At 53.1% G+C, this 21,402-nt stretch carries 29 protein-coding genes, 1 tRNA gene and 1 riboswitch; of the genes, 9 read left to right on the forward strand and 21 right to left on the reverse strand.

Annotated features, from left to right (window positions below; genetic code table 11):
* Positions 1 to 6: 6 nt before the first annotated feature.
* The 3 genes from M0646_RS10535 to M0646_RS10545 are packed head-to-tail and all read right to left on the reverse strand — an operon-like array spanning position 7 to position 2,412.
* Positions 7 to 384: a CrcB family protein gene (locus M0646_RS10535; RefSeq protein WP_286649625.1), complete on the reverse strand. Its 378-nt coding sequence runs from the start codon at positions 382 to 384 to the stop codon at positions 7 to 9.
* Positions 371 to 802 (reverse strand): fluoride efflux transporter CrcB, encoded by a 432-nt coding sequence (gene crcB / locus M0646_RS10540; protein WP_226971950.1) that lies wholly within the window; start codon positions 800 to 802, stop codon positions 371 to 373. Before crcB ends, M0646_RS10535 begins: the two co-directional genes overlap by 14 nt.
* Entirely contained in the window at positions 799 to 2,412 is a 1,614-nt protein-coding gene (locus M0646_RS10545; protein WP_286625651.1) for a sodium:proton antiporter, read from the reverse strand. Before M0646_RS10545 ends, crcB begins: the two co-directional genes overlap by 4 nt.
* A 138-nt stretch (positions 2,413 to 2,550) precedes the next feature.
* Between M0646_RS10545 and M0646_RS10550 the strand changes: the two genes are divergently transcribed.
* Entirely contained in the window at positions 2,551 to 3,342 is a 792-nt protein-coding gene (locus M0646_RS10550) for a proteasome-type protease (protein WP_190278070.1), read from the forward strand.
* Positions 3,343 to 3,354: 12 nt separating this feature from the next.
* A complete protein-coding gene (locus M0646_RS10555; RefSeq protein WP_149820658.1) occupies positions 3,355 to 3,762 on the forward strand; it encodes a ferredoxin in 408 nt (135 codons plus the stop codon).
* On the opposite strand, the gene M0646_RS10560 is transcribed toward M0646_RS10555, so the two are convergent.
* The 3 genes from M0646_RS10560 to M0646_RS10570 all read right to left on the reverse strand — a co-directional run bounded on the left by M0646_RS10560 (position 3,644) and on the right by M0646_RS10570 (position 5,718).
* Positions 3,644 to 4,225, reverse strand: a complete 582-nt coding sequence (locus tag M0646_RS10560) for a helix-turn-helix domain-containing protein (RefSeq protein WP_286625652.1) — start codon at positions 4,223 to 4,225, stop codon at positions 3,644 to 3,646. The genes M0646_RS10555 and M0646_RS10560 overlap by 119 nt on opposite strands.
* A complete protein-coding gene (locus tag M0646_RS10565; RefSeq protein ID WP_315863000.1) occupies positions 4,222 to 5,394 on the reverse strand; it encodes an ABC transporter ATP-binding protein in 1,173 nt (390 codons plus the stop codon). Before M0646_RS10565 ends, M0646_RS10560 begins: the two co-directional genes overlap by 4 nt.
* A gap of 63 nt (positions 5,395 to 5,457) precedes the next feature.
* Positions 5,458 to 5,718 (reverse strand): ParB N-terminal domain-containing protein, encoded by a 261-nt coding sequence (locus M0646_RS10570; RefSeq protein ID WP_149820664.1) that lies wholly within the window; start codon positions 5,716 to 5,718, stop codon positions 5,458 to 5,460.
* Positions 5,719 to 5,863: 145 nt separating this feature from the next.
* Here M0646_RS10570 and M0646_RS10575 point away from each other — a divergent pair, with 145 nt between their 5' ends.
* On the forward strand, positions 5,864 to 7,198 hold the full coding sequence (locus M0646_RS10575; RefSeq protein ID WP_286649626.1) for an alkaline phosphatase PhoX: 1,335 nt from the start codon (positions 5,864 to 5,866) through the stop codon (positions 7,196 to 7,198).
* 93 nt (positions 7,199 to 7,291) lie between these two features.
* On the opposite strand, the gene M0646_RS10580 is transcribed toward M0646_RS10575, so the two are convergent.
* The 6 genes from M0646_RS10580 to M0646_RS10605 all read right to left on the reverse strand — a co-directional run bounded on the left by M0646_RS10580 (position 7,292) and on the right by M0646_RS10605 (position 11,206).
* Complete coding sequence (locus M0646_RS10580; protein ID WP_149820668.1) at positions 7,292 to 7,735, reverse strand: DUF4278 domain-containing protein; 444 nt, start codon at positions 7,733 to 7,735, stop codon at positions 7,292 to 7,294.
* 39 nt (positions 7,736 to 7,774) lie between these two features.
* Positions 7,775 to 7,887, reverse strand: a riboswitch (Glutamine riboswitch).
* A 174-nt stretch (positions 7,888 to 8,061) separates the two neighbouring features.
* Positions 8,062 to 8,325: a 50S ribosomal protein L27 gene (gene rpmA, locus M0646_RS10585; protein ID WP_149820670.1), complete on the reverse strand. Its 264-nt coding sequence runs from the start codon at positions 8,323 to 8,325 to the stop codon at positions 8,062 to 8,064.
* Between the two features lies 1 nt (position 8,326).
* The gene (gene rplU, locus M0646_RS10590; protein WP_149820672.1) at positions 8,327 to 8,662 is read right to left on the reverse strand and encodes a 50S ribosomal protein L21; all 336 of its coding nucleotides are present in this window, start codon (positions 8,660 to 8,662) and stop codon (positions 8,327 to 8,329) included.
* Positions 8,663 to 8,780: 118 nt separating this feature from the next.
* Positions 8,781 to 9,185, reverse strand: a complete 405-nt coding sequence (locus tag M0646_RS10595; RefSeq protein ID WP_149820675.1) for an FHA domain-containing protein — start codon at positions 9,183 to 9,185, stop codon at positions 8,781 to 8,783.
* Positions 9,186 to 9,227: 42 nt separating this feature from the next.
* A complete protein-coding gene (locus M0646_RS10600; protein WP_149820677.1) occupies positions 9,228 to 9,674 on the reverse strand; it encodes an Rrf2 family transcriptional regulator in 447 nt (148 codons plus the stop codon).
* Positions 9,671 to 11,206: a SagB/ThcOx family dehydrogenase gene (locus M0646_RS10605; protein ID WP_286625656.1), complete on the reverse strand. Its 1,536-nt coding sequence runs from the start codon at positions 11,204 to 11,206 to the stop codon at positions 9,671 to 9,673. The genes M0646_RS10600 and M0646_RS10605 overlap by 4 nt, the downstream gene beginning before the upstream one ends.
* Before the next feature lie 121 nt (positions 11,207 to 11,327).
* Between M0646_RS10605 and M0646_RS10610 the strand changes: the two genes are divergently transcribed.
* Positions 11,328 to 11,858 (forward strand): pentapeptide repeat-containing protein, encoded by a 531-nt coding sequence (locus M0646_RS10610; RefSeq protein ID WP_149820681.1) that lies wholly within the window; start codon positions 11,328 to 11,330, stop codon positions 11,856 to 11,858.
* Here the strand turns inward: M0646_RS10610 and cbiE are convergent.
* Positions 11,849 to 13,096 (reverse strand): precorrin-6y C5,15-methyltransferase (decarboxylating) subunit CbiE, encoded by a 1,248-nt coding sequence (gene cbiE / locus M0646_RS10615; RefSeq protein ID WP_286625657.1) that lies wholly within the window; start codon positions 13,094 to 13,096, stop codon positions 11,849 to 11,851. The two genes, M0646_RS10610 and cbiE, sit on opposite strands and share 10 nt — an antisense overlap.
* Positions 13,093 to 13,707: a cobalt-precorrin-8X methylmutase gene (locus M0646_RS10620; RefSeq protein WP_149820685.1), complete on the reverse strand. Its 615-nt coding sequence runs from the start codon at positions 13,705 to 13,707 to the stop codon at positions 13,093 to 13,095. Before M0646_RS10620 ends, cbiE begins: the two co-directional genes overlap by 4 nt.
* A 36-nt stretch (positions 13,708 to 13,743) precedes the next feature.
* On the opposite strand from M0646_RS10620, the gene M0646_RS10625 reads away from it, so the two are divergent.
* Both M0646_RS10625 and M0646_RS10630 read left to right on the forward strand, forming a co-directional pair.
* Positions 13,744 to 13,828 (forward strand) — tRNA-Ser (locus M0646_RS10625).
* Between the two features lie 150 nt (positions 13,829 to 13,978).
* Positions 13,979 to 14,275 carry a hypothetical protein gene (locus M0646_RS10630; protein WP_286625658.1) on the forward strand — a complete coding sequence of 99 codons (297 nt, stop codon included), beginning with the start codon at positions 13,979 to 13,981 and terminating at the stop codon, positions 14,273 to 14,275.
* Here M0646_RS10630 and murQ read toward each other — a convergent pair.
* On the reverse strand, positions 14,272 to 15,198 hold the full coding sequence (gene murQ, locus M0646_RS10635; RefSeq protein ID WP_286625659.1) for an N-acetylmuramic acid 6-phosphate etherase: 927 nt from the start codon (positions 15,196 to 15,198) through the stop codon (positions 14,272 to 14,274). The genes M0646_RS10630 and murQ overlap by 4 nt on opposite strands.
* Positions 15,195 to 15,764 carry a glyoxalase-like domain protein gene (locus M0646_RS10640; RefSeq protein ID WP_149820691.1) on the reverse strand — a complete coding sequence of 190 codons (570 nt, stop codon included), beginning with the start codon at positions 15,762 to 15,764 and terminating at the stop codon, positions 15,195 to 15,197. Before M0646_RS10640 ends, murQ begins: the two co-directional genes overlap by 4 nt.
* Positions 15,765 to 15,895: 131 nt before the next feature.
* Between M0646_RS10640 and M0646_RS10645 the strand changes: the two genes are divergently transcribed.
* Entirely contained in the window at positions 15,896 to 16,036 is a 141-nt protein-coding gene (locus tag M0646_RS10645; RefSeq protein ID WP_149820693.1) for a phosphatase PAP2 family protein, read from the forward strand.
* A 31-nt stretch (positions 16,037 to 16,067) separates the two neighbouring features.
* On the opposite strand, the gene pdhA is transcribed toward M0646_RS10645, so the two are convergent.
* The 3 genes from pdhA to M0646_RS10660 all read right to left on the reverse strand — a co-directional run bounded on the left by pdhA (position 16,068) and on the right by M0646_RS10660 (position 17,840).
* A complete protein-coding gene (gene pdhA, locus M0646_RS10650) occupies positions 16,068 to 17,096 on the reverse strand; it encodes a pyruvate dehydrogenase (acetyl-transferring) E1 component subunit alpha (RefSeq protein WP_149820695.1) in 1,029 nt (342 codons plus the stop codon).
* Between the two features lie 132 nt (positions 17,097 to 17,228).
* Positions 17,229 to 17,468 carry a hypothetical protein gene (locus M0646_RS10655; RefSeq protein ID WP_286625662.1) on the reverse strand — a complete coding sequence of 80 codons (240 nt, stop codon included), beginning with the start codon at positions 17,466 to 17,468 and terminating at the stop codon, positions 17,229 to 17,231.
* A gap of 39 nt (positions 17,469 to 17,507) precedes the next feature.
* Positions 17,508 to 17,840: a DUF565 domain-containing protein gene (locus M0646_RS10660; protein ID WP_286625663.1), complete on the reverse strand. Its 333-nt coding sequence runs from the start codon at positions 17,838 to 17,840 to the stop codon at positions 17,508 to 17,510.
* A 57-nt stretch (positions 17,841 to 17,897) separates the two neighbouring features.
* On the opposite strand from M0646_RS10660, the gene M0646_RS10665 reads away from it, so the two are divergent.
* A complete protein-coding gene (locus M0646_RS10665) occupies positions 17,898 to 18,857 on the forward strand; it encodes an alpha-E domain-containing protein (protein WP_190278071.1) in 960 nt (319 codons plus the stop codon).
* Between the two features lie 25 nt (positions 18,858 to 18,882).
* Here M0646_RS10665 and M0646_RS10670 read toward each other — a convergent pair whose 3' ends face one another.
* Positions 18,883 to 19,521 (reverse strand): ATP synthase F0 subunit B, encoded by a 639-nt coding sequence (locus M0646_RS10670; RefSeq protein WP_286625664.1) that lies wholly within the window; start codon positions 19,519 to 19,521, stop codon positions 18,883 to 18,885.
* Positions 19,476 to 19,982, reverse strand: a complete 507-nt coding sequence (gene coaD, locus M0646_RS10675; protein WP_149820703.1) for a pantetheine-phosphate adenylyltransferase — start codon at positions 19,980 to 19,982, stop codon at positions 19,476 to 19,478. Before coaD ends, M0646_RS10670 begins: the two co-directional genes overlap by 46 nt.
* Positions 19,983 to 20,700: 718 nt before the next feature.
* Here coaD and M0646_RS10680 point away from each other — a divergent pair.
* Entirely contained in the window at positions 20,701 to 21,393 is a 693-nt protein-coding gene (locus M0646_RS10680) for a hypothetical protein (protein ID WP_286625665.1), read from the forward strand.
* Positions 21,394 to 21,402 lie beyond the last annotated feature (9 nt).

A 21,402-nucleotide genomic window follows, 5' to 3' on the forward strand; every position in this document is an offset into this window, starting at 1 on the left:
GTTGAGCTACATCCAATGGGAGAGGCCAATGCCGGCTTCCACACAGAGAAACCCGAGGATAGGCGTACTCAGCCAGTACAGCCACGCAATGCGGGGGTAGCCTTCACGACGCAGGTTCGATACCTCCAGGATAAACGTAGAAAAGGTGGTCAAAGACCCCAAAAAGCCGACGGTGATGCCATAGCTAAGCCACAGCGGTGCCCCCCAACGGACTAAAACAGGGCTCAAAAAGCCCATAAGAAAGGCACCCATGAGATTCACGCTCAGGGTACCGAAGACAAGGGTGCCAAAGCGGCGATCGCTCCATAAACCGACGTAGTAGCGTGTCAAAGCGCCGGGCACAGCCCCAAGGGCGATCGCCAACAATCCTTCAGGTGAGATCATCCCATTTCTCCCAATCGGCTAACCCCCGCAGCACTAAGCGGCTGCCCAACTCCAAGGCCAGCAATCCCAGCCCCGTACTGCCGAGCCAGTAAAAACCCTCGACTGCCGCATCTGTGATCCCCAAGAGCTTGTCGTTATCCAACTCGTAGGATGAAAAGGTTGTGTAGGAACCAATAAACCCCGTTGTCAATAGCAAGCGCAAATCGGGGTGCAGTACAAACGTGCGGGCAAAGGCAAGGGGAGCAATCACCCCCAGCAAAAAACAGCCAGTGACATTCACAATCAAGGTAGCAAAGGGCACATTACCCGCAAGATAGGGTTCCAAATAGGCCTCCAGTAAGAAGCGACTCAAGGCAGCGGGGATGGCTCCAAGACTAACGGCCAACGCAGGGCGCAACCGAGGATGAATCGAGATCACGAGCGTGGCTCCTCCACAATCAACACGGGTCGAGTTGAGGTCTCAAGAATACTCTGACACACAGACCCCATGAGAACACGCTTGAGACCCTTTTGACCATGTTTGCCAAGAATGATTTCCGTCACGTTGTACAGGGCAGCGGTATCCAAAATGGCTTCGGTAATCGGGCCAGCGGTCACAATGAAACGATAGCGAATGTCTGCGAGGTACTGCTTAATTTGAGCTTCGAGTGTGGCCACTGCCTTGGGGTCAGGTACGTCCTGCACATGGAGCACAATCACTTCCGCATCAGCACGCCGCGCTAATTCCGCCGTCTTTTGGAGAACGTAGGGGGTGACACTCGAAACATCCACCGGTGCTAAGAGGACTACGCGTGGTTGTAGCAGGACTTTGGTGGGATCCACCTCGCCCTTTTGCAGGAGTTTTGGCGCAAACGTGGGAATTGCCCATGCCCCCAAGGGAGCCGTAATCAGGATCGAGAGAACCGCGATCGCCAGCATCGTTTCACCCCCCGCCACCCCAGCGGATAAGGGCAAAGCACCGATCGCCGCTTGCACCGTTGCCTTTGCGGAATTCCCCGGCAGCAAAAAGAGGCGTTCGGAGAGTGTCCAATTACTGCCTAAGGTGGAAAGATACCAACCGATGCCCCGCCCAATCAAGGTACCCACCGCTAAAATCACCAAACCCACACCGAGGGAACTTTGCAACACCCCCAACTGGACACTGGCACCCAACAGCACGAAGAGAAAAATCTCTGCCACCTGCCACAGCACATCAAAGCCGCCCCGCAATTGCCGCGCTAGGGGGGCATCCATCTCAATCAAGAAGAAGCCGGCACTCATCACCGCAAGGTAGCCGGAAAACAACGGCAGGCGATCGGCCAAGCCCACTGCTCCCAAGGCCACTGCTGCTGCCACGAGGGTTGTTTGCACCCGATTTTGACTCCAGTTTTGCTTGACCAACAAAAAGACCAGCGCCCAGGCCAAGCCATAGCCCACGATCAAGCCACCACCAATTTCAAGGAGTGCCTGCACACTCACCCCCAAGGCGGGCGGCAAAGCCCCTAGGAATCCTCCCTCATGCTCAGACCCCATCAGCAGACTAAACAGCAGCAGTATGACTACATCGGAAATAGCACTGCCCGAGAGAATTGCATCACTAATCCCCTTGTCCACGCCCCAGCCCAAACTTTTTAGCCGTAGCATGCCCGGCACAATGACAGCCGGGGACTCCGGTGCCACGATCGCCCCCAACAATAGCCCTTGGCGCACATCAAATCCCAGTAGCAGCATCGCCACCCCAGCCACAACGACCATTTCACACAGTGCGGGTAATACACCGAGGCGTAGCGCCACCGTGCCCTGTTGTGCCAACTTCTGGCGATCCAAGCCCAGCCCCGCCTTCATCAAAATCACCATCACCGCCACGGCCCGGAAGGTGGGGGCTGCCGTTAGGACATTGGTTTGCAACAGATTCAAGGCCGCAGGCCCGAGGACAATCCCCACGAGAATCATGCCGATCAAGGCCGGTGCCCCTAGTCGCCGTGCCAACTGACCCGCAAAGAATCCCAGCAGGAGAATCAGGGCAAGGGTTTCTAGAATGGCTGACATTGCTGCAAACTTCGCTGTGACACCGAACCCTACCCTATCGGATGATCAGGTCAATTTCCAATGCCCAGCGTCCGTAGCGATCGCTGCAAATTCCTTATATGCTCTATAGTGCTTGGTTATTGGCGGAGCATAGGCAAAATGACATATTGCTTGGGAATTCTCACCACGTCGGGTCTGGTGATGGCGGCAGACTCTCGCACCAATGCGGGGGTGGATTATATTTCCACCTATCAGAAACTCTTTGATTTTTCGGTGCCGGGGGAGCGGGTGATTGTCATTTGTACCGCTGGTAACCTTTCAATTACTCAGGAAGTGCTCACGCTCATTCGCCGTGATCTCAAGGGTCAGTTGGAGCACAGTCTCAACTCACTGCCCAATATGTACGAGGTAGCCCGCTATGTCGGTGGTAAGCTGCGGGAGGTCACCGATAGTCATCGCCCTTGGTTGGCCAAAGATAACATTGACTACCAATGCACATTTCTGGTGGGGGGGCAAATTCGTGGCGAGGAACCCTACCTCTACCTGATCTACAGTCAGGGCAACTTTCTGCAAGCGACCCCCGAAACTCCCTTTCTTCAAATTGGTGAAACAAAATATGGCAAGCCGATTTTAGACCGCACGTTGCGCTTCGATACGCCGGTAGATGCGGCGGCAAAGTATGCACTGCTCTCCCTTGATTCAACGATGAAATCCAATATCTCCGTCGGCCCCCCCCTTGACCTGATCATGTACCGCACCGATAGCTTTCAGATCTGTCACCGCGCCGAATTTGTCTTGGGTGATCCTTTTTTGTCGAAGGTGCGGCAGTTCTGGGAGGCCTCCCTGCGGCGGGCTTTTGAGGAAATGCCCGACATTGAATGGAATCGGCGTCAACCCTCCCCCACGTCCTCAATGGTGCTACCAACACCGGAAACCCTTGTTGCAGATTAGAAAAAGCCAACTATGACATCTCCTTCGTTAGCGCAGCAAGTAGCAGCTCTCGGCATTGATCACATTCAGCGGCATCTATTCCTATGTGCTGATCAAACCAAACCCCTGTGCTGTGACAAGGCAGTGGGTTTAGAAGCATGGGAGTATTTGAAAAAACGCCTCAAGGAATTGGGCTTGGATCAACCGCGCCCAGAGGGCTGTATTTTTCGCACAAAGGCCAATTGCCTACGGGTGTGTCAACAAGGCCCCATTTTAGTGGTCTATCCCGATGGCGTCTGGTATCACTCGGCAACGCCAGCAGTTATTGAGCGGGTGATTCAGGAGCATGTGCTGAGGGGGCAGATTGTCCAAGAGTATCTACTGGCGTCACCACCGCCCGAAAGAGCAGGCGATCGCCCCACCAATAGCCCGCATGGGTAATGCGCACCGGTGTCCCTTCCTCTAAGGGCACGCGATCGCTTTGGTGCTGGTGCGGATCAAAGGGAACACAGGCTCCAACCTCACCAATCAACCGAATCCCCCACTGCTCGAGGAGTTGAAACACTGGCTTTACTAGGGGCAAAATCCGCTGGGCGGGGGCGGTGGGGTTTTGGCTAGCAGCATAAGCGGCAGTGGGCCAGAAGCGCAGAAACGGCTCCAGGATCTGAAGGGCTTGGTGTTGGAGCGCCGCCTCAGCAGCCGATTCACCATAGAGCCACTGAAACAACTCCAAGGGAGTCACCCCCAGAACTTGGGCAAGGTGTTCGAGGGTTTCTAGGCGCAGTTGGTGTAGGTCGCCAGACCAAATGGCATTGGCTTGCTGGCGGCTAAATCCTTTACGGCGTAGTTGACTCTTGCGGGTAATGCCGGCCATGGCGAGGCGGGCTTGCAGACGCTGGCTCATGGTTCTAGGCGCTGCCCCGTTTGCTCATCAAAGAAGTGGAAATGCTGGGGATCAGGGCGCAAATACAGGCGATCGCCCCGCTGAATCGGCTGTTGTCCCGGCAAGCGCACCCGCAACAATTCTCCTGTTGCAGTGAGGTGAACCGTCAACCCCGTTTCATGGCCAAGGGCTTCCACCAGATCTACTTCAACGGGCAGCGTATTCTCTGCATCGGCCGTCGCCAGCACAAAATGCTCAGGACGAATCCCCAACCATGCCTTGGATACCGAGGGTAAGGGCTGGCTTAGGGACAACTGCCAATGGTGGTACTGAATCTTCCCTTGGTTGAGGGTCACGGCTAAGAAATTCATTGGCGGTGAGCCAATAAACTCAGCGACAAAGCGATTGGCAGGGCGTTGATACAGGTCGAGGGGGCTGGCAATTTGTTGGATTTGACCTTGGTGCAGCACCACAATGCGATCGCCCATCGTCATCGCTTCCGTTTGATCATGGGTCACATAAATGGTTGTGATGCCCAATTGCCGCTGAAGTTGGACAATTTGAGCGCGGGTTTCGGTGCGCAGCTTGGCATCAAGGTTTGAAAGCGGTTCATCCATCAAAAACACTTGGGGATTGCGGGCCATGGCTCGTCCGAGGGCCACCCGCTGCTTCTGACCACCCGACAGTTGTTTGGGATAGCGATAGAGCAAGTGACCAATTTGCAACATCGCCGCAATCTGCATCACCCGTTGGTGAATTGCCCGCTCGCGGGGAAAAGAAAGTTGCATCCCCTTGGGGAGCGATCGCGTCCAGCGGGTCAGGGTCGCTTCAATGGGGGCGGGTAACAGGCCATTCATTTGCGAGTTGCGGCGCAAGCCAAAGGCCAAGTTGTCATAAACCGTGAGATGGGGATAGAGGGCATAGCTTTGAAAAACCATGGCAATGTCCCGCGCTTTGGGGGGTAAACCATTGACCACGCGATCGCCCACCCAAATTGTGCCCGTGGTTGGTTCATCCAAACCCGCAATCAGCCGCAGCAGGGTACTTTTGCCACACCCCGAAGGCCCCACCAGCACCAAAAACTCGCCCGCACCGACCCTCAGATCAATCCCTTGCAGCACCGTGACATCATGCCCGCGCTGGGGGTCGCGATAGACCTTGGTCAGTTTTTCAAGGCGTACACCGGTCACGATCGCTATCCTAGAGGGGCTAATTGGCTAGAATCCCACACTGAGGCGAATCTGACAAGACACCTAGGCAAGGTGCAGATTCAGTACCGAACGGGGCGCACGGCGGACTCGTGCCCGAATCGTCGGCAGTCCGAGCCGTTGACAGGCTTCGTAGCGATGACACCCCGAAAAGCCATAGTACTGCCCTTCGACTTCAAGGACATCAATGGGTTCCTGCTGGCCAATTTCCGCAATGGAGGCCATCAAGGCTGCGACTTTTGCAGGATCCGTTTGCCGCATCAGGGGACGACGAATGGCATTGAGGGGCAAATCGATCACTCGCATTGACTTATCCAAACTCATTATGACTTTATTTTAGCAAGCGATCTGCAATCGGCCACAAAACGCCCTTGAATAACTTCCTAAGTTTGCAGTAAGACAATAGGGGTCGGCTTTTAGCCGTTGGTTGTGCAGTTTACATGGGTTTTTTATGGGTTTGCAACGTCGTCGCTTCCTCACCCTTGCCGCCGCCGGTATGGGGGCAGCACTTTTTCCCCAAGGATTACAGCTTCTCTATCAACGGGCAGCCCAAGGTGAACTGCTGACCACACGCGGATTTGGCCCCTTGGTGAAGGATCCCAATGGCCTGTTGGATTTGCCGGCAGGCTTTCAGTATCGGGTGTTTTCCAAGCTGGGCGATCGCCTGAGTGATGGTGCCCCCGTCCCGACGCTCCATGATGGCATGGCCGCCTTCCCCGGCCCCGATGGCACGACCATCCTTGTGCGCAACCATGAGATGTATCCGGGGCTACCCCGTGCCTTTCAGGGGGTGGTGGCTCCCAAGGAGCGGATGTATGACCCCATTGCCCCCGGCGGCACCACTACACTCGTGGTGAGTAAAGATCGGCAACTCCTCAAGCATTACGTTTCTTTGGCCGGTACCTCGCGCAATTGTGGTGGCGGCAAAACCCTTTGGGGCAGTTGGATTAGCTGCGAGGAAACCATTTCCACGCCCGAACACCCTGCCAACCGCGGTCCGGTGCAAAAACGCCACGGCTACAACTTTGAAGTACCGATCAGTGCCCAAGGCCCCGTGACGCCAGTTCCCCTCAAGGCAATGGGGCGCTTTCAACATGAGGCGATCGCCATCGACCCGCAAACGCATATCGTCTATCAAACAGAGGATCGCGGCGATAGTCTCTTTTATCGCTTTATTCCCAAGGAACCCACCAACCTTGCTGCTGGCGGCCAACTCCAAGCCTTGAAAATCAAACGCTACCCGAAAATTAACACCGGTCAGGATTTTCCCCTACGCAAACCCTTCGAGGTGGAATGGGTAAATATCACCCAGCCTGACCCTCCCCTAGACACCGTGCGCTATGAGGGCTATGACAAGGGGGCAGCCCAATTTGTACGCGGTGAAGGCCTCTGCTACCACAATGGCGAGTTTTACTTTACAGCCACCAGTGGTGGTGAAAAGCGGCTAGGCCAAATCTGGCGATACCGCCCCGGTCACACCGCAGCAGATGGTGGCACGATTGAGCTGTTTGTCGAGTCCCCCGGCAAAGAGGTTCTTGATTATCCCGATAACTTGACGATGGCCCCTTGGGGAGATCTCATTTGCTGCGAAGATGGCGACGATGCCATTAATCGCCTCATTGGTATCACCCCCCAAGGAGAGCTATACACCTTTGCGCGCAATGCCCTCAATGATCAAGAACTGGCAGGGGTTTGCTTCTCACCCGACGGCCAAACCATGTTTGTCAATCTCTACCATCCGGGGATGACCTTTGCCATTTGGGGGCCCTGGGATCGGCGGGGTTAATGCCCACAGTAAAAGGGAGCCAAGAATGACCTGACTCCCTCGTTATTTTCCTACTGACTCAACTCAACACTTCAACCCAGTGTCATTGCTGCCTTAGCTCAGCGCCACAGGGGAGCGATCGTAGGTGGCACCAAAGACGGGGTTAATTTTCCCTTGGATTTGGTTCCAGTAGTGGGCTGCCGCCACCGGCATGCCGATTGCTTCTGCCATCCGGGCAAGGAGGGTTTGTTCACGGCTTTTAATCATCACATGATGTGCCATCGCCAAGGAGCGAGCCATTTCGTTAACCGTTGCCGTCACGGGCACAGAAGCCACATTATCGGCCAAGCGAGCAGCGGGAACACCGGCGGGTTGTTTGCCTTTTTGATACTTGACACCCCGATAGGTCATGATTTTTAAGGAGTCTTCCGGTGGATTTGTCGGAGCAGCCACACGATAGGTGCTACCGCGATACTTGGCCACGACATCCGTTGCTTGGCTGTTGATCGCTGGAGGAACGTAGTTGTATTGAACGCCGCGATAAGTAAGAGTCGTCATAATTTTCGCCCCATTTTTATTACAAGGTGGACTGATTGAGGCGCGTTCCTTCGGGATCTGTTGCCCTACTTCCGTCCCTCGCGAAGGTACAACGCTGACAATTAAACTCGGTCTGAAAAGCGTTTACTGATGTCCTGCGAGAGATGAACGATTTATTTCTGTATCTAATTTAACAATTTCTCGACCTTAAAGCAAGCCGTTCATAGAAATTTACAATACTCGGGTCAACACTTCCTTAGGGGTGTCATGGGCTAAGACAACAAAAAAGGCCAACCCAGAGGATTGACCCAATTAGATGATTTTTGAATGTTTATCGAGGAGTGGTTTTAGCCCTCGGCTAGGGGATAGACGCTCACGCGCTTGCGATTTTTGCCATAGCGCTCAAAGGTGACCACACCCGCGATCGTTGCAAAAAGAGTATCGTCACTGCCGCGACCGACATTGACGCCGGGGTGAAACTTTGTCCCCCGCTGCCGTACAAGAATGTGACCGGCCTTAACCACTTCACCGCCAAAGTGCTTGACCCCCAGACGCTGGGCATTGGAGTCACGACCGTTGCGGGTACTACCTGTTCCTTTCTTGTGTGCCATGTTAACCTCCTAGGGATTCACCGTTGAGACGAATCTCGTTGATCATGATGCGGGTCAGTTCTTGGCGATGGCCTTGTTTTTTGCGGGTTTTCTTTTTCGGACGCATTTTATAGACAATCACCTTGGGGCCGCGACGATGCTCCATCACCGTACCAGAGACAACCGCACCACTAACGTAGGGTTGACCGACGTGGACTTGGCTATCGGTTTGCACCAGCAACACCCGTTCTAGATCAATTGTGCCCTCTGGCTCGACGGGGAGCCGCTCCACATCGTAAAAGCGCCCGGCTTCAACGCGCAGTTGCTTGCCACCGGTCTCAATGATTGCGTATGCCATAGAAACTAAAAAACTCCTTGCCGTGCAGGTGAGGGGATGCGTGCCTCTTGCAAAACCTGTTCCGTGCAAACTCAACAATTTTCCATCATAAAATTTATCCCCTGTGGCTGTCAAACCCCTAGCCAACCCAAGGCAGACTGCCGGTTGAACGTTTGCTCAGTTTGGGGCGCTCATCGAGGGAGATGTCCTTAAACATGTCTGGATAGTAAAAAACAATGAGGGTGGTACCCACACAAATGACATCTTCATGGTGGAGGAGGGTGCTGTGCTGAATTGGCAGGCCATTGAGGAGCGTGCCATTGCGACTGTGGTAATCACTAATGAAATAGAGGGGCTGCCCCTTAAAGAGAAAGGCGTTGATGACGGCATGCACTCGCGAGACGTAGGTATCTTTGAGGAGAATACTGCAATCCAGTTGGCGACCAATCGTCCACTGGCGATCGGGACTGAGAATAACTTCCCGTTTCGGCAAACCACGTTCGCGAATGATCAGCCATGCTTTGGGGTAGGTTGGTGCTGACATGGGTGTCTCCCCCCACTCTGGGATGCCCTTAGCCTAGATCGCCTAGATGACAAACGTTGCCCCATCCCCTTGAGCCGCTTGCCAACTACGGGCATCAAAGTATAAATCCTCAAGGGAAATACTGGCCAAGGCATCTTGAAGTTTTTGGTGCAGACGTTGCCAGAGGCTGAGGGTTACCCAATCTGCTGTGCTGTCTTCTGGTTGGGGAGGATGCAAAAACAGGGGGGTCGGCGATTCACCAACGGCAGTGAGGATGTCCCGCAGGGAAATGGCCGCCGGGGGACGAGCCAGTTGATAGCCCCCATAGACGCCTCGCAGCGATCGCACCAAGCCAGCCCGCCGCAATTCAATCAAGAGTTTTTCCAGATAGGGGGCAGGAATCTTTTGCCGCTCAGCAATGGCGCGCACGGAGGCAGGCCCATAGTTGGGTAACAAACTCAAGTCCAATAGAGCCTTGATACTGTAGTGGCCACGGGTGGTGAGGGTCACGCTGCTTTGCCAACGGTGGTAATGTACAGAACCGCTTCTTGCGGGGGAATGCCCAAGAGATCGTTGACCTGATCATCAAAGAAACCGCCAATGCCACTGACCCCTAGCCCCAAAGCGGTGGCAGCCAAATTGATCCGCTGTCCAAGGTGGCCAGCATCCATGTGGAGGTAGCGATAAGCCCGTTCCCCATAGCGAGCGATCGCCCGCTCCAGATTGGCGGTATGGAAAATCACCACGGCGGCATCGCGACCGAGGTCTTGATTGAGGCAGAGGAAATGCAACTGCTCTTGAAAGTTCTTGAAGCGAATTTGGCGTAGCTCATGCTCGGCCACAGCATAGTAGTAGCAGCCCTCCTCCAGATCCTTGACCCGCGTCACGGCAATAAAGGTTTCCACCAATGTCGGGTCAAAGAAACTAGGGGCTTCATCTAGGCCTTGATCGCGGTAGTCCTGAGGATGGTAGGCAAAGGTGAGCAGGGCAGCCAGTTGATCCACCTCAATCCCTTGGCCACTGTACTGACGAGTCGAGCGCCGCTGCAGAATGGTTTGCTGGAGAGCGGCTAGATGGGTTTCCCAGTCAATGATGGTTTTGCTGAGACTCACCCGCAGACCAAAGGGAAAGTTGTATTTACTAGCAGGGGGTTCAGTAGGCTCCTTGGCAGGGGGGCTGGGGGTCTCTTTGGCCATGCCGTAGATCATGTCACTATTGGTGAGGGCACTGGCACGATGGTAAGCCTTCAGTAGCTCGCCACTGGCGATCGCCCCATAGTCATAGCAGGTGGCAGAGGCCAACACCGCGGGGAAGGTGGACAAGTTTTCGCCCACTTCGAGTAAATTGGCAAGGGCAACCACCGCCAACACCCCCTCCTGTTCTGGATCAAGGTAAAGCAGTTCATTCATTTGGGCATCCACAAAACCACCAATGAAGTGAGCGCGAAAGTCATGGATATTGGCGGCCAGTTCCACATTCCCCAAAAGGTGCCCAATGTCGAGGCAAATGCGGCGATAGGCGCGATCGCCATAACGCCAAGCGGAACGGTAAAAGACGGCTGTCACGATCAGCGCAATGTGCGTCCTTTCTAGCGCTGGATGCCAAAGACAAGCGGCCTGTAGGGCTGACCAAGAATAGCTTTGCCACACCTGCACAAGGGCATGGTCTTTCACTTGGTAGTTATAAATGCCAGCGGGAATGGCGGTGTCGTTGCGAGTGAGGAGATAGATTTCCGCTGGATATAGCCCCCCGGCAGAAGGTGCTGCCCGCATATAAAAGGGCTGATCGGGATAGGGAACCACCCCAGTAATGCCATAGGTACAGTACAACAACCGTGAGAGTCGCTGCCAGTGGGGGTGGGCTGCCCCCTGCTCAGGTTCTAAAAACGGCTTGAGGGAGAAGGACTGACCAAGGGGATAGGTTTTGAAGGGACTGGGCTGGCGACTAAAATCGAGCGGTGCTGCCTGTTGGGCTAAGGTCTCAGGGGCGTACTTGGTGCGTTCGTGGTAATGCTGTGCCAAGGAAAGCGGTTGAAACCCCATTGTGGTGCCTCACCAAGTTAAGAAACCATTAAATAAAATGAACTTCTTCAATAAATCCCCCTACAGTCAAAAAGGTTTAGGTAGAAATACTTAGTCACAGTACAACGCTCTTTATACCATTATGGCCAAATTCAGCAATGAGGAACTATTGGCAGCCTATGCAGCGGGGGAACGAGATTTTCGGGGCAGCGATCTGACGGGTCTGAGCCTTTTTGACACCAATCTCAGCGATGCCGATTTTAGTGACAGTGATCTGGAGAATGCCTATCTGCCCTATTGCCAGTTGAATCGAATTCAAGCGACTGCCACCAATCTACGCCACAGTGAATTAGGGGATGCTCAGTTGTATCAAGCGAACCTTGCGGCAGCAGATCTTGAAGGAGCCAACCTTGTCCGCACCAACCTCCGATCGGCCAATTTGGAACGGGCAAACCTGCAAGGCGCTAATCTTCAGGGGGCGGATCTGCGCTATGCCAATTTGCGACAAGCGAATCTCCAAGGGGCCAACCTGCAACAGGCCAATTTAGAGCAGGCAGATTTAACGGCAGCACAGGTACAGCGGTGTAATTTTTTTCGGGCAACGGGTGTTGATCTGTCGGCTGCGGTGTGCGATCGCACCACGGTTTATCCCGATGGCTATTTTTACCCCTGACTCAGGGTGATGAGGGTGACTGGATTGAGGGGATGGAGGCGGTGGCCTTGACCCAAGGGAACGGAGCGGCTGAGTTGCACGTGTAGCACTTGCGGGCTGATTTGCTGGGTTTGACACCAGTGGAGAACTTGGCCTTGGTGTTCAAGGGTGGCGATCGCCAGCACCACCCGGCCGCCAGCTTTCAAGTGTGACCAACAATAGTCAAGATTGGCCAGTAATTGGGCACCACTGCCGCCAATAAACACGCGATCCGGTTGCGGCAAGCCACTGAGGCTCTGGGGAGCCGCCCCTTGGATTGGGATCAGATTGGTCAAACCAAAAGCCTTGCGGTTGCGCTCAATCAGTTGGCAGCCAATCGCCGTTTTCTCGATCCCATAGATGGTGGCTTGGGGAGCAAGGCGGGCGATTTCCACAGCGACACTGCCGGTGCCGGCGCCTATATCCCAAACGGTTTCAACAGTGCTGGTGAGGGCAAGTTCCGCCAAGGCCAATACCCGCACTTCCCGCTTTGTCATCAGGCTGGGGCGATCGCCAAAGGTGAAAAATTGATCATCCCCTAAGCCAAAAACGGGCTGTTCCCGAGGGGGTAGGTGCTGGGGTTGACGCAGGAGCACCACCAAATTCAGCGGATGTACCGGCGGAAGCGTTGTCACCGGTTGGGCTAAGTCCCACGGCAGAATGGCTTCCTCTGCACTACCCAAGGCCTGACACACCCACGCCCGATAGGACACAGGCAGGTGCAATGCTTGGTATAAGCGGCTAATGGCAGCAATATTAGCCTCACCATCGGTATAGATGGCAATTTTCTCCACCCCCCGCTGCAACAGCGGCACCAACCCCGCTAAATCGCGACCATGGGCACTGTAGATCACGGCATCCTGCCAAGGGAGCTTGAGGCGACTAAAGGCCAACTGCACCGCACTGAGGTGGGGATGAAACGTCAACTGATCCGGGGTAAAAACTTCAAGGAGCCAGCGTCCCAAGCCGTAAAACAGGGGATCGCCACTGGTGAGAATGACCACTTGGGGGTCGGGGGTTGTTGCCAAGTGGGTTTGAATCGCCTTGAAACTGGCGTTAAAGTCTCGTAGAGACAAGCGGGGGGCGTCTCCATGGGGAATCAACTGAAGATGGCGATCGCTCCCCACCAAGAGCGTCGCTGTGCGAATAATTTCCTGAACTGTTGCCCCCAACCCTGCCAGCCCCTCTAGGCCAATGCCGACTACATGAATCGGGGTCACGCTGACTCCTCACTATCGGCCAACTCCAGTAGGGCATTCACAATCGCTGCCGCCACAGGCGACCCCCCCTTGCGACCGGCAACGCGAATTTGAGGCACGGGCAGTTGGGCAAGGGCTGCTTTTGACTCTACAACATTGACAAAGCCAACGGGGACACCAATGACGCCCGCCGGCGGTACACGGGTTTGTTGCAGGCGATCGCACAGGGCAAGGAGCGCCGTTGGCGCATTCCCAACCACAAACAGGCCATAGGGCCACTGTTGCCAAGCGCGGATCATCCCTGCTTCGCTGCGGGTTTGACTAGGGGCGGTGTGGCTGCCATCGTCGAGGGCGGTAATAATTGGATTCTGAAAGGTACGGCTGACCATGGTTTGAATGCCGACCCTGACCATGGCCACATCGGTAATAATCGGCACACCTGAGCGCAGGGCCTGTGTGATGTGGGCGATCGCCCCCGGCGAAATCTCCAGCAGGTTCTTAAACTCAAAATCTGCTGTGCTGTGGATAATTCGCCGCAAAATCGCATAGCTTGGGGCATCAAAAGGGTGAGGACCGATCTCGCGATCAATGATGGCAAAACTGGCTTGGGCAATGGGATGCAGCAGAGACACAGGACTTCTGATAGGATAGTAGAACTGCCTAAACGTGGAGAGATGGCCGAGTGGTCGAAGGCGCAGCACTGGAAATGCTGTGTGGGGCAACTCACCGAGGGTTCGAATCCCTCTCTCTCCGTCCTATTGTTATCTTGCCACTACAGGGGGTATCCTTTGCGGCAACCAAGGGAGAGGTAGCTGCCCTAAAATAGAAAACATAGAGAATACTCCCAACGCAGTTAGGGGTTCTTAAGTGCTTAATTTCTAACCCCCTTGAGGATTCTTTACTATGCGTTTCTCCTCAATCCCTTGGATAGTAATTGCCAGTATGCTGCCTGCTGTACCTGTCTTTGCTAATTCCGCTGCCATTGGCACGATTCAAGTTAGCCCCGACTTGCGATCGGCACTGCAATCAGCCCCCGATCCTACGGCAAACCCCAATGCTGTCCAACCTGCGAGTAATATGGCAGAGATTGAAAACAGCCTAGAGATTTCGCCTGTGCCTACTCGCCCCGATCCAAAGGTGTACAGGCAGTTTGAAGAGCCGCGTAATAATCGCGGTCTTGGCTTCAAAGTGGGCATCTAGGGATTCAGGGCAGTACTTTTGGCCGCGTGCAGTTGGCCATTGTGTTGATCGAGTAGAGCTTGAGCGGCAAGGGCGTCCAGTCCTGTCCAGTACATGAGCAGAGCACGCTTCACTTGGTAGCCACTGCGTTCGAGAAGGTCTGCTGCTGCTGCGCGATCAATTCCCGTGAGATCCGTAAGAATCCGCAGGGCACGATCCAAAAGCTTACGGTTGCTGACGGCTACATCCACCATGCGGTTGCCATAGACTTTGCCCAACTGCACCATCACTCCCGTGGAAATGATATTCAATGCCATCTTTGTGGCAGTACCGGCTTTCAAACGGGTGGATCCGGCAAGGAGTTCAGGCCCCACCAACAGGCGAATGTCAATGTCGGCAGCCCGCTGTAGCTGATCCGAGGGAACACAGGCCATAAAGACCGTAAGTGCCCCTACTGCTTGCGCTGCATCCAGTGCCCCATGGACATAGGGAGTGGTTCCGCCAGCGGTAATCCCAATCAAGACATCTTGGGCAGTGATCTGGCGATCGCCCACCACGGCAGCGCCATCTTCGTAGCAATCTTCAAGGCCTTCAGAACTGCGCACAAGGGCAGCCTCACCGCCAGCCAGAATGCCTTGAACCAAATGGGGCGGTGTACAAAACGTGGGCGGACATTCGGCAGCATCCAAAACTCCCAAGCGACCACTGGTGCCGGCACCAATGTAGAAGAGGCGTCCCCCTTGGCGAAGGCGGGCTGCTGTGGCGGTAATGGTTTGGGCTAAGGCCTCGCGGGCTTGGGCGATCGCCCGCAGCGTCTGGGCATCTTCCTGATTAAAAAGATCAACTAGTTCCAAGGGAGTGAGCTGATCCAGATTCTGGCTGGCGGGATTGATCTGCTCCGTCAAGAGATGACCACGACTAGGGAGTTCTTGGAGGTCTGTCATGGCCGCGCTGAAATTTCTGCCATTTCAATCACAGTGCCGTCGTAGTCCTTAACAAGGAAATTGAGGGGGCGATCGCTGCGCATTTTGTAGCGCAACTGCCGCCGCTGAATCCGCAGCAATAGGAGCTCGAGGCACTCACGGTCAAAACAGACATGGCGCTGACGGTTGCGTTCCCCCTTGCTGGCACCACTAATGACATGCAGTTGCGTATTTTTCTTGAGTTGGTACCACAACCCATCCCTAGGGCTGGGGCGCTTGGGGCTGCTGTAGCTCAAGGCCGAGGGCACATAGAGCGGATCCATCGAAGCCACGCCAAGGGTTTGCTCATAGTTGTAGTAGTAGTGCAGCGGTACATCAGCGATCGGCAAATGCAACTCCTGCTCGTAGAACTGCCGCGCGTGCTCTAGATCCGAAACCATGATCGTATAGACTTTGGGGGCACTGGACAAAAAGAGCCACATTGCCCCTGCGTAGCCCATCAGCAGCATGATCATAATCCCCTGGGTGGAGAATACCCCATCCCAGAGACCATCCAGCCAAGCAAATAAAGGAGGAGTCAACAACATGCCAAGGTTCTGGGGAAAGCTCCTTTCATTCTAGTGACTATCGTAGTTACTGTTCGGGTTTTTCACCGAATTTAGGTCTTTACTCCATTTTGACATACTCCTACAACTAAAGTCGCAAAGGGCTTTTCCCTATGAAAGCGATCGCCCTGATGATTTTAATGGGCATCAGCTCTGTTTATGTAGGTGCCCACTGGGTGAGTGATGTATTAGCAGGCTACTGTGTGGGCGATGCGATTTACTTAGTAACGGTGCGATACCTCGAACGCTCCTAGATGTTTGGTTATTTGCTAGGAGCGGCCCAACCTATTCATCTGCAAAGATGTAGTCGTAGAGTTCTTCGGGCTTAGGCTCAGGACTTTCCTCGGCAAAGGCCACAGCATCATCAACAATTGCCTGTACTTTTTGCTCAATGGCACGCAGGTCTTCGCTAGTGGCCAATTCCTGCTCCACGAGGTAGGCACCCAGCTTTTTGATGGGATCGCGCTTCAGCCAAAATTCTTTCTCTTCTTTGGAGCGCAGTTCATCGGGATCGGCAAGGGAGTGCCCCCGGAAACGGTAGGTCAACGCTTCAATGAGGGTGGGGCCTTCTCCGGCACGGGCACGGGCGATCGCCGCCTCAGCCACTGTACGCACCGCCAGCACATCCATGCCATCCACTTCTTCACCTACCATGCCAAAGACCTTGGCCTTCTTGTAGATTTCTGTTTCGGAACTGGCACGCTCATGGGCCATACCGATCGCCCACTTGTTATTTTCTACAATGAAAAGAATAGGTAATTTCCAGAGTGCCGCCATATTCAAGCACTCAAAGAACTGGCCATTATTGCTGGCACCATCGCCAAAGAAACAGGCGGTGACCTGATCGGCTTTGGCATCGCCCATCACCTGACGGCGGTACATCGTCTGAAATGCTGCCCCCGTTGCGACTGGAATCCCCTCAGCGACAAAGGCAAAGCCCCCCAAGAGATTATGCTTGGCAGAAAAGAGGTGCATTGAGCCGCCCCGGCCTTTGCTACACCCCGTTGCCTTGCCAAAGAGTTCAGCCATCACTTCACGGGCAGGAACACCGGCGCTCAGGGCATGAACGTGATCGCGATAGGTACTGCAGACGTAATCATCGGGACGCATCGCCTTGATCACACCTGTAGAGACTGCCTCTTGACCGTTGTAGAGGTGGACAAAGCCAAACATCCGCCCTCGGTAGTACATTTCGGCACACTTATCTTCAAAGGTGCGCCCCAGTACCATATCTTCATAGAGCATTAACCCCTGCTCACGGGTAATCGTGGTTTGGGGAATGGACAAAGAGGGCAGACTACGCTCTTGAACCATAGTAGGCAGTGATCAACCTAGGGTAAACGCCGTACCAACAGGGCAAGCCGCCGTTGGCATCACACTATTGTACTCAAATTACAGCCCTTTTCTTAAATATGGGAGTGACAAGGGAATGCCAGCCTCGGCTAATCACAGTAAATGAGTATTCCTGCCCCCTGCTGGTTTGCTAAAAAGAGAAGCAGGATAGATGTGGGCAGCAGCCATTGCCTCTGGGTCAAAACGTTTTGCTAGGGTCGTTTGCAGACCGTGCCATGCAGTTTCTAGGATGCAACTGGGTAAGTCTCCTTCCTCTGCAGCTACGATGAGCGCTTCAAGGTCTGTTGGCGGTTCATTGTCGGGAATGGCGATTAAAATTGCAGCAATACTCATTCAGAAGTCCCCAGTAAACTTGATCGAGGTAATCAGCAACTAACTTCCCAGAAGGAAGGCAACGAGGAACAAGCCATAGAGCAGACCAAACTTCAGGGCATTGAGAATTTGACCAAAGAGAGTTTGCCGCAGTTTCCAGCGATCGCTATAGAACAAGGCACTAATCACTTCAGCAATAATTGCTACGATGCTCGAGGCCACAATATCTAAATAGCCCAATTGACCTGCACTCGAGGAAATGGCCAAGCCCAAGAACACCCCAAAAAGAAAGGCAATAGTCAGTGTCGCTAGCCGTCGCCACGGATTTTTTAACTGCTCCTGAATCCCAGCGCCTAGACGATCAAGCAGGGTATTAAGACGGGTTTGCTGCATATACTCAGGACGGGAAAAGGTTGCTAGGGTGGGCAGAGAGTGAATGCTTGCCAGTATATGTTAAGTCGTGTTGCCGATGCGGTCTATTGGTTAAATCGCTACATTGAGCGGGCAGAGAATATTGCTCGTTTTGTTGATGTCAACTTGAACATGCTGCTGGATCTGCCCACGAGTCTTTCAGGTCAATGGGATCCCCTAGTGCTAACAACGGGGGATTTGTCCTTTTTTCAGGAACACTATGGCACGGCCACGGCTGAAAATGTGATTCAGTTCCTCACCTTTGACACCACCTATGCCAACTCGATCATCTCCTGTCTGCGGGCGGCACGGGAGAATGCCACATCCATTCGCGAGGTGATTTCCTCAGAAATGTGGCAGCAGGTGAATGCCTTCTATACGATGGTGCGGGAGGCGGCTAAAGCCCCGGATCAATTGGAGATTGCCAGCTTTTTGGAGCAAGTGAAACAGGCCAGTCACCTTTTTGCCGGCGTGATGGATAGTACGATGAGCCACAATGAAGCGTGGCACTTTGGTCAAATGGGGCGGCTACTGGAGCGAGCCGATAAAACCTCGCGGATTCTTGATGTGAAATACTATCTGCTGTTGCCCTCAGTGGAAGATGTGGGCACACCCATTGATGAATTGGGTTGGATTGCGCTCCTCAAGTCCGCCAGTGCCTATGAGATGTATCGTAAACGGGGTTCGCATCGGATTACACCCGCAGGGGTCGCAGAGTTTTTGATTCTCGATGCCGAGTTTCCCCGCGCGATCCGCTTTTGTCTGTTGCAGGTGGAAAAATCCCTCTACAAAATTACAGGAACGCCCTTAGGGAGCTGGCACCAGCCCGTGGAACGCCAACTGGGACGCCTGCGATCGCAACTGGACTATTTGACGATTGATGAAATTATTGGCCAAGGCATGCACGAGTTCCTCGATCACTTGCAGCAGCAAATGAATGAGGTGGATACGCAAATTTTTCAAACGTTCTTTACCCTAGAGCCTGTGAAAGCCCGCTAGCGTGACAATTGAATTGGGGTATTTCCTAGGGTTGACGGTGGGCTTGGTGCTGCTTGAGGTATTGGCGCCCATTTTGAATCACCGCTAGCATTTCCTTGAATTGGCGTTCCATTTCCGCAAGGGTGCGATCGGCATAGGCATCCGCTTCCTGTTGCCGCTCTTGACATTCATGGCGGGTCACTTGGCGCAGATGGGCTAGTTCTTTTTCTGTGTTTTGCCGTAGCAGATTGATTTCCTCGATCGCGCGCTGGCGCATAAACTCCACCTCTTGCTGCACCTGCTGGCGAATTTTCTGGGCTTCGAGTTCTGCCTGCTGGCGAATCCGCAGTTCATCGGCAATTTGGGCAGCCCGTTGCTCTGCGGCACGGATAATTTCTTGGGCGCGGTGCTGGGCGTGTTTAATGATCTCATCCCGCTGATTGAGAATCCGCTGTGCGGCCTTCAATGATTCGGGGATCGCCTGTTCAATGTGGGTAAGCTGATTCAGGATCTGCTCTTCATCAATGAGTTTGCGGCCGGTCAGCGGGATCTTCGTCCCTTCGAGAATTAGGAGTTCTTCCAGCTTTTCCAATTGTTGCAGGAGTTGCAGCGGTACGGAAGGGACATCAAGCGCTTCATTTACTCCAGTGGTCGTTGAGATGGGATCGGCGTTTGAGTAAAGCATGCTTCTAAATCCTTTGCAACAGTGGCTGGTACTAGATGACGAACATTACCGCCAAATCGGGCAATTTCTTTTACTAAGCTACTACTTAAGAAACTATACTCATTGGACGTGGTGAGGAACACGGTCTCAATCTCTGGCCAGAGGCTTTTATTGGTGTGGGACATCTGCAGCTCGTATTCAAAGTCCGACAGAACCCGTAGCCCCCGCAGAAGAACTGTTGCTTGTTGCGATCGCGCGTACTCAACGGTCAGGCCATCAAAGGTATCCACCCGCACATTTTTTAAGTGAACGGTAGCCGCCTCTACTTGTTTGATCCGTTGGCTGACGCTAAAGAGGGCTTTTTTTTGTGGGTTGTGGGCGATCGCCACAATCACTTCACTAAAGAGACGAGCACCCCGCTCAATAATGTCCAAGTGCCCTAGGGTAATGGGATCAAAGCTTCCAGGATAAACAGCAAGCATAGGCGGCTCAATAACGAGATGAGAGGTTAAACAGCATCAAGGGTAAGACAATCATCGCTGATTTCTCGGAACAGCGGATACCATTGCTGCATTGGCAGGCCACTCGCGATCGCCCCAGAAATTTTCTGACTGTATCTTTGCCGATCAACCCTACAACCAAGGGGATGAATGATCCCCGTCTGTGGATAGAAATGGAGCTGCTGCAATTAATAAAAATTAATGTAAAGAGTTGTAATCAGAATATAAAAAAATCAAATTATTATTACAGCTTTATTGACAACATTTGTAGCCTTAGCTACCAAATTTAGGCTCAATATGAACTAATGTAAACGATTTCTTAAATTTTGCAGTGTCACGTAGCGGCTATGTTACAGAATGGTGACGCAAAAACTATTTGTATCAAGCAATACTTGACGATCTCAGATCTCAGCATTTATAACAGAAACATGTTTCATTCAAGGCAGTTAGGGTTGTCTTTCACTTAAATACCTTAAATTAACCTGTAAAACTAAAGTAATTGGTGTTTCCCTGATGATGATTAGTTTTTTTGAATAACTATTTCGTTATATTAACTTGCTTCCCTAGTCCCTGCGTTTGTTAAACAAGTATTAAGTATTCATCATTGACTTAACTTCTTACACATCTGAAAGTACGTGCATGTCACGTGCCTCTCTCCCTTTTGCTGCTATGTCCCGTCCTAACTGTGAGGGTTCCCCCTATGAATATTTCTCCAGTCACTCGCTACTATATGCGGCGCTTACTGGCAGAGCATCCCGCCATTCAATCCTATGTTGCCCGTGACACACACCCACTGGGCATTGAGGAAGAATACCTAGAGCGTTACATTAATCTAGATCATTTAACCTATCCACAACTGAATCAATTAGAATTTCTCATTGAGTTACATCAAAAAATAAAAGTTAACGAACCACATCAAACTCACCAGCTTCAACAGATTGAGCAGAAAATTTTTGACCTCATTGGTATTCAACTTCCTGTCTCCCACAGTGCCTTAACAGATTTGATGTCTTTCTTTAGTCAGGTTGCGGAAACTCAAGAGCAGATTCCTGTGCCTAGCGTAAACCATGAATCGACAAACCTTGCTGATTACTATGAATACTGTCGGCGAATTACAGAAGTAACGGTACGCTACCTTGGCAAAATGATTGTCACTAACTATTGGTTATTGACACGACCCCGTGAAAGCTGGCTGGCGCAAATTCAAGTGGAGCAGTTCCACAACCGTAACTTCACGCCCCACGATCAACTTTTAACCAACTATGAAGTCGAAACCTTGCAACGGTGGATCCATGATTTCATTCGGCATTGCTGTCGTGTCCTGCCCACTCTACCGCGCCTTCTCTTGGCAGCAGGAGTTCCTTCCCACCTGCTCTACGATCTCGTTCGTTAACGGTCAGGT

Origin of the sequence: Thermosynechococcus sp. B3, from assembly GCF_030323045.1 — a bacterium.
GTDB lineage: Bacteria > Cyanobacteriota > Cyanobacteriia > Thermosynechococcales > Thermosynechococcaceae > Thermosynechococcus.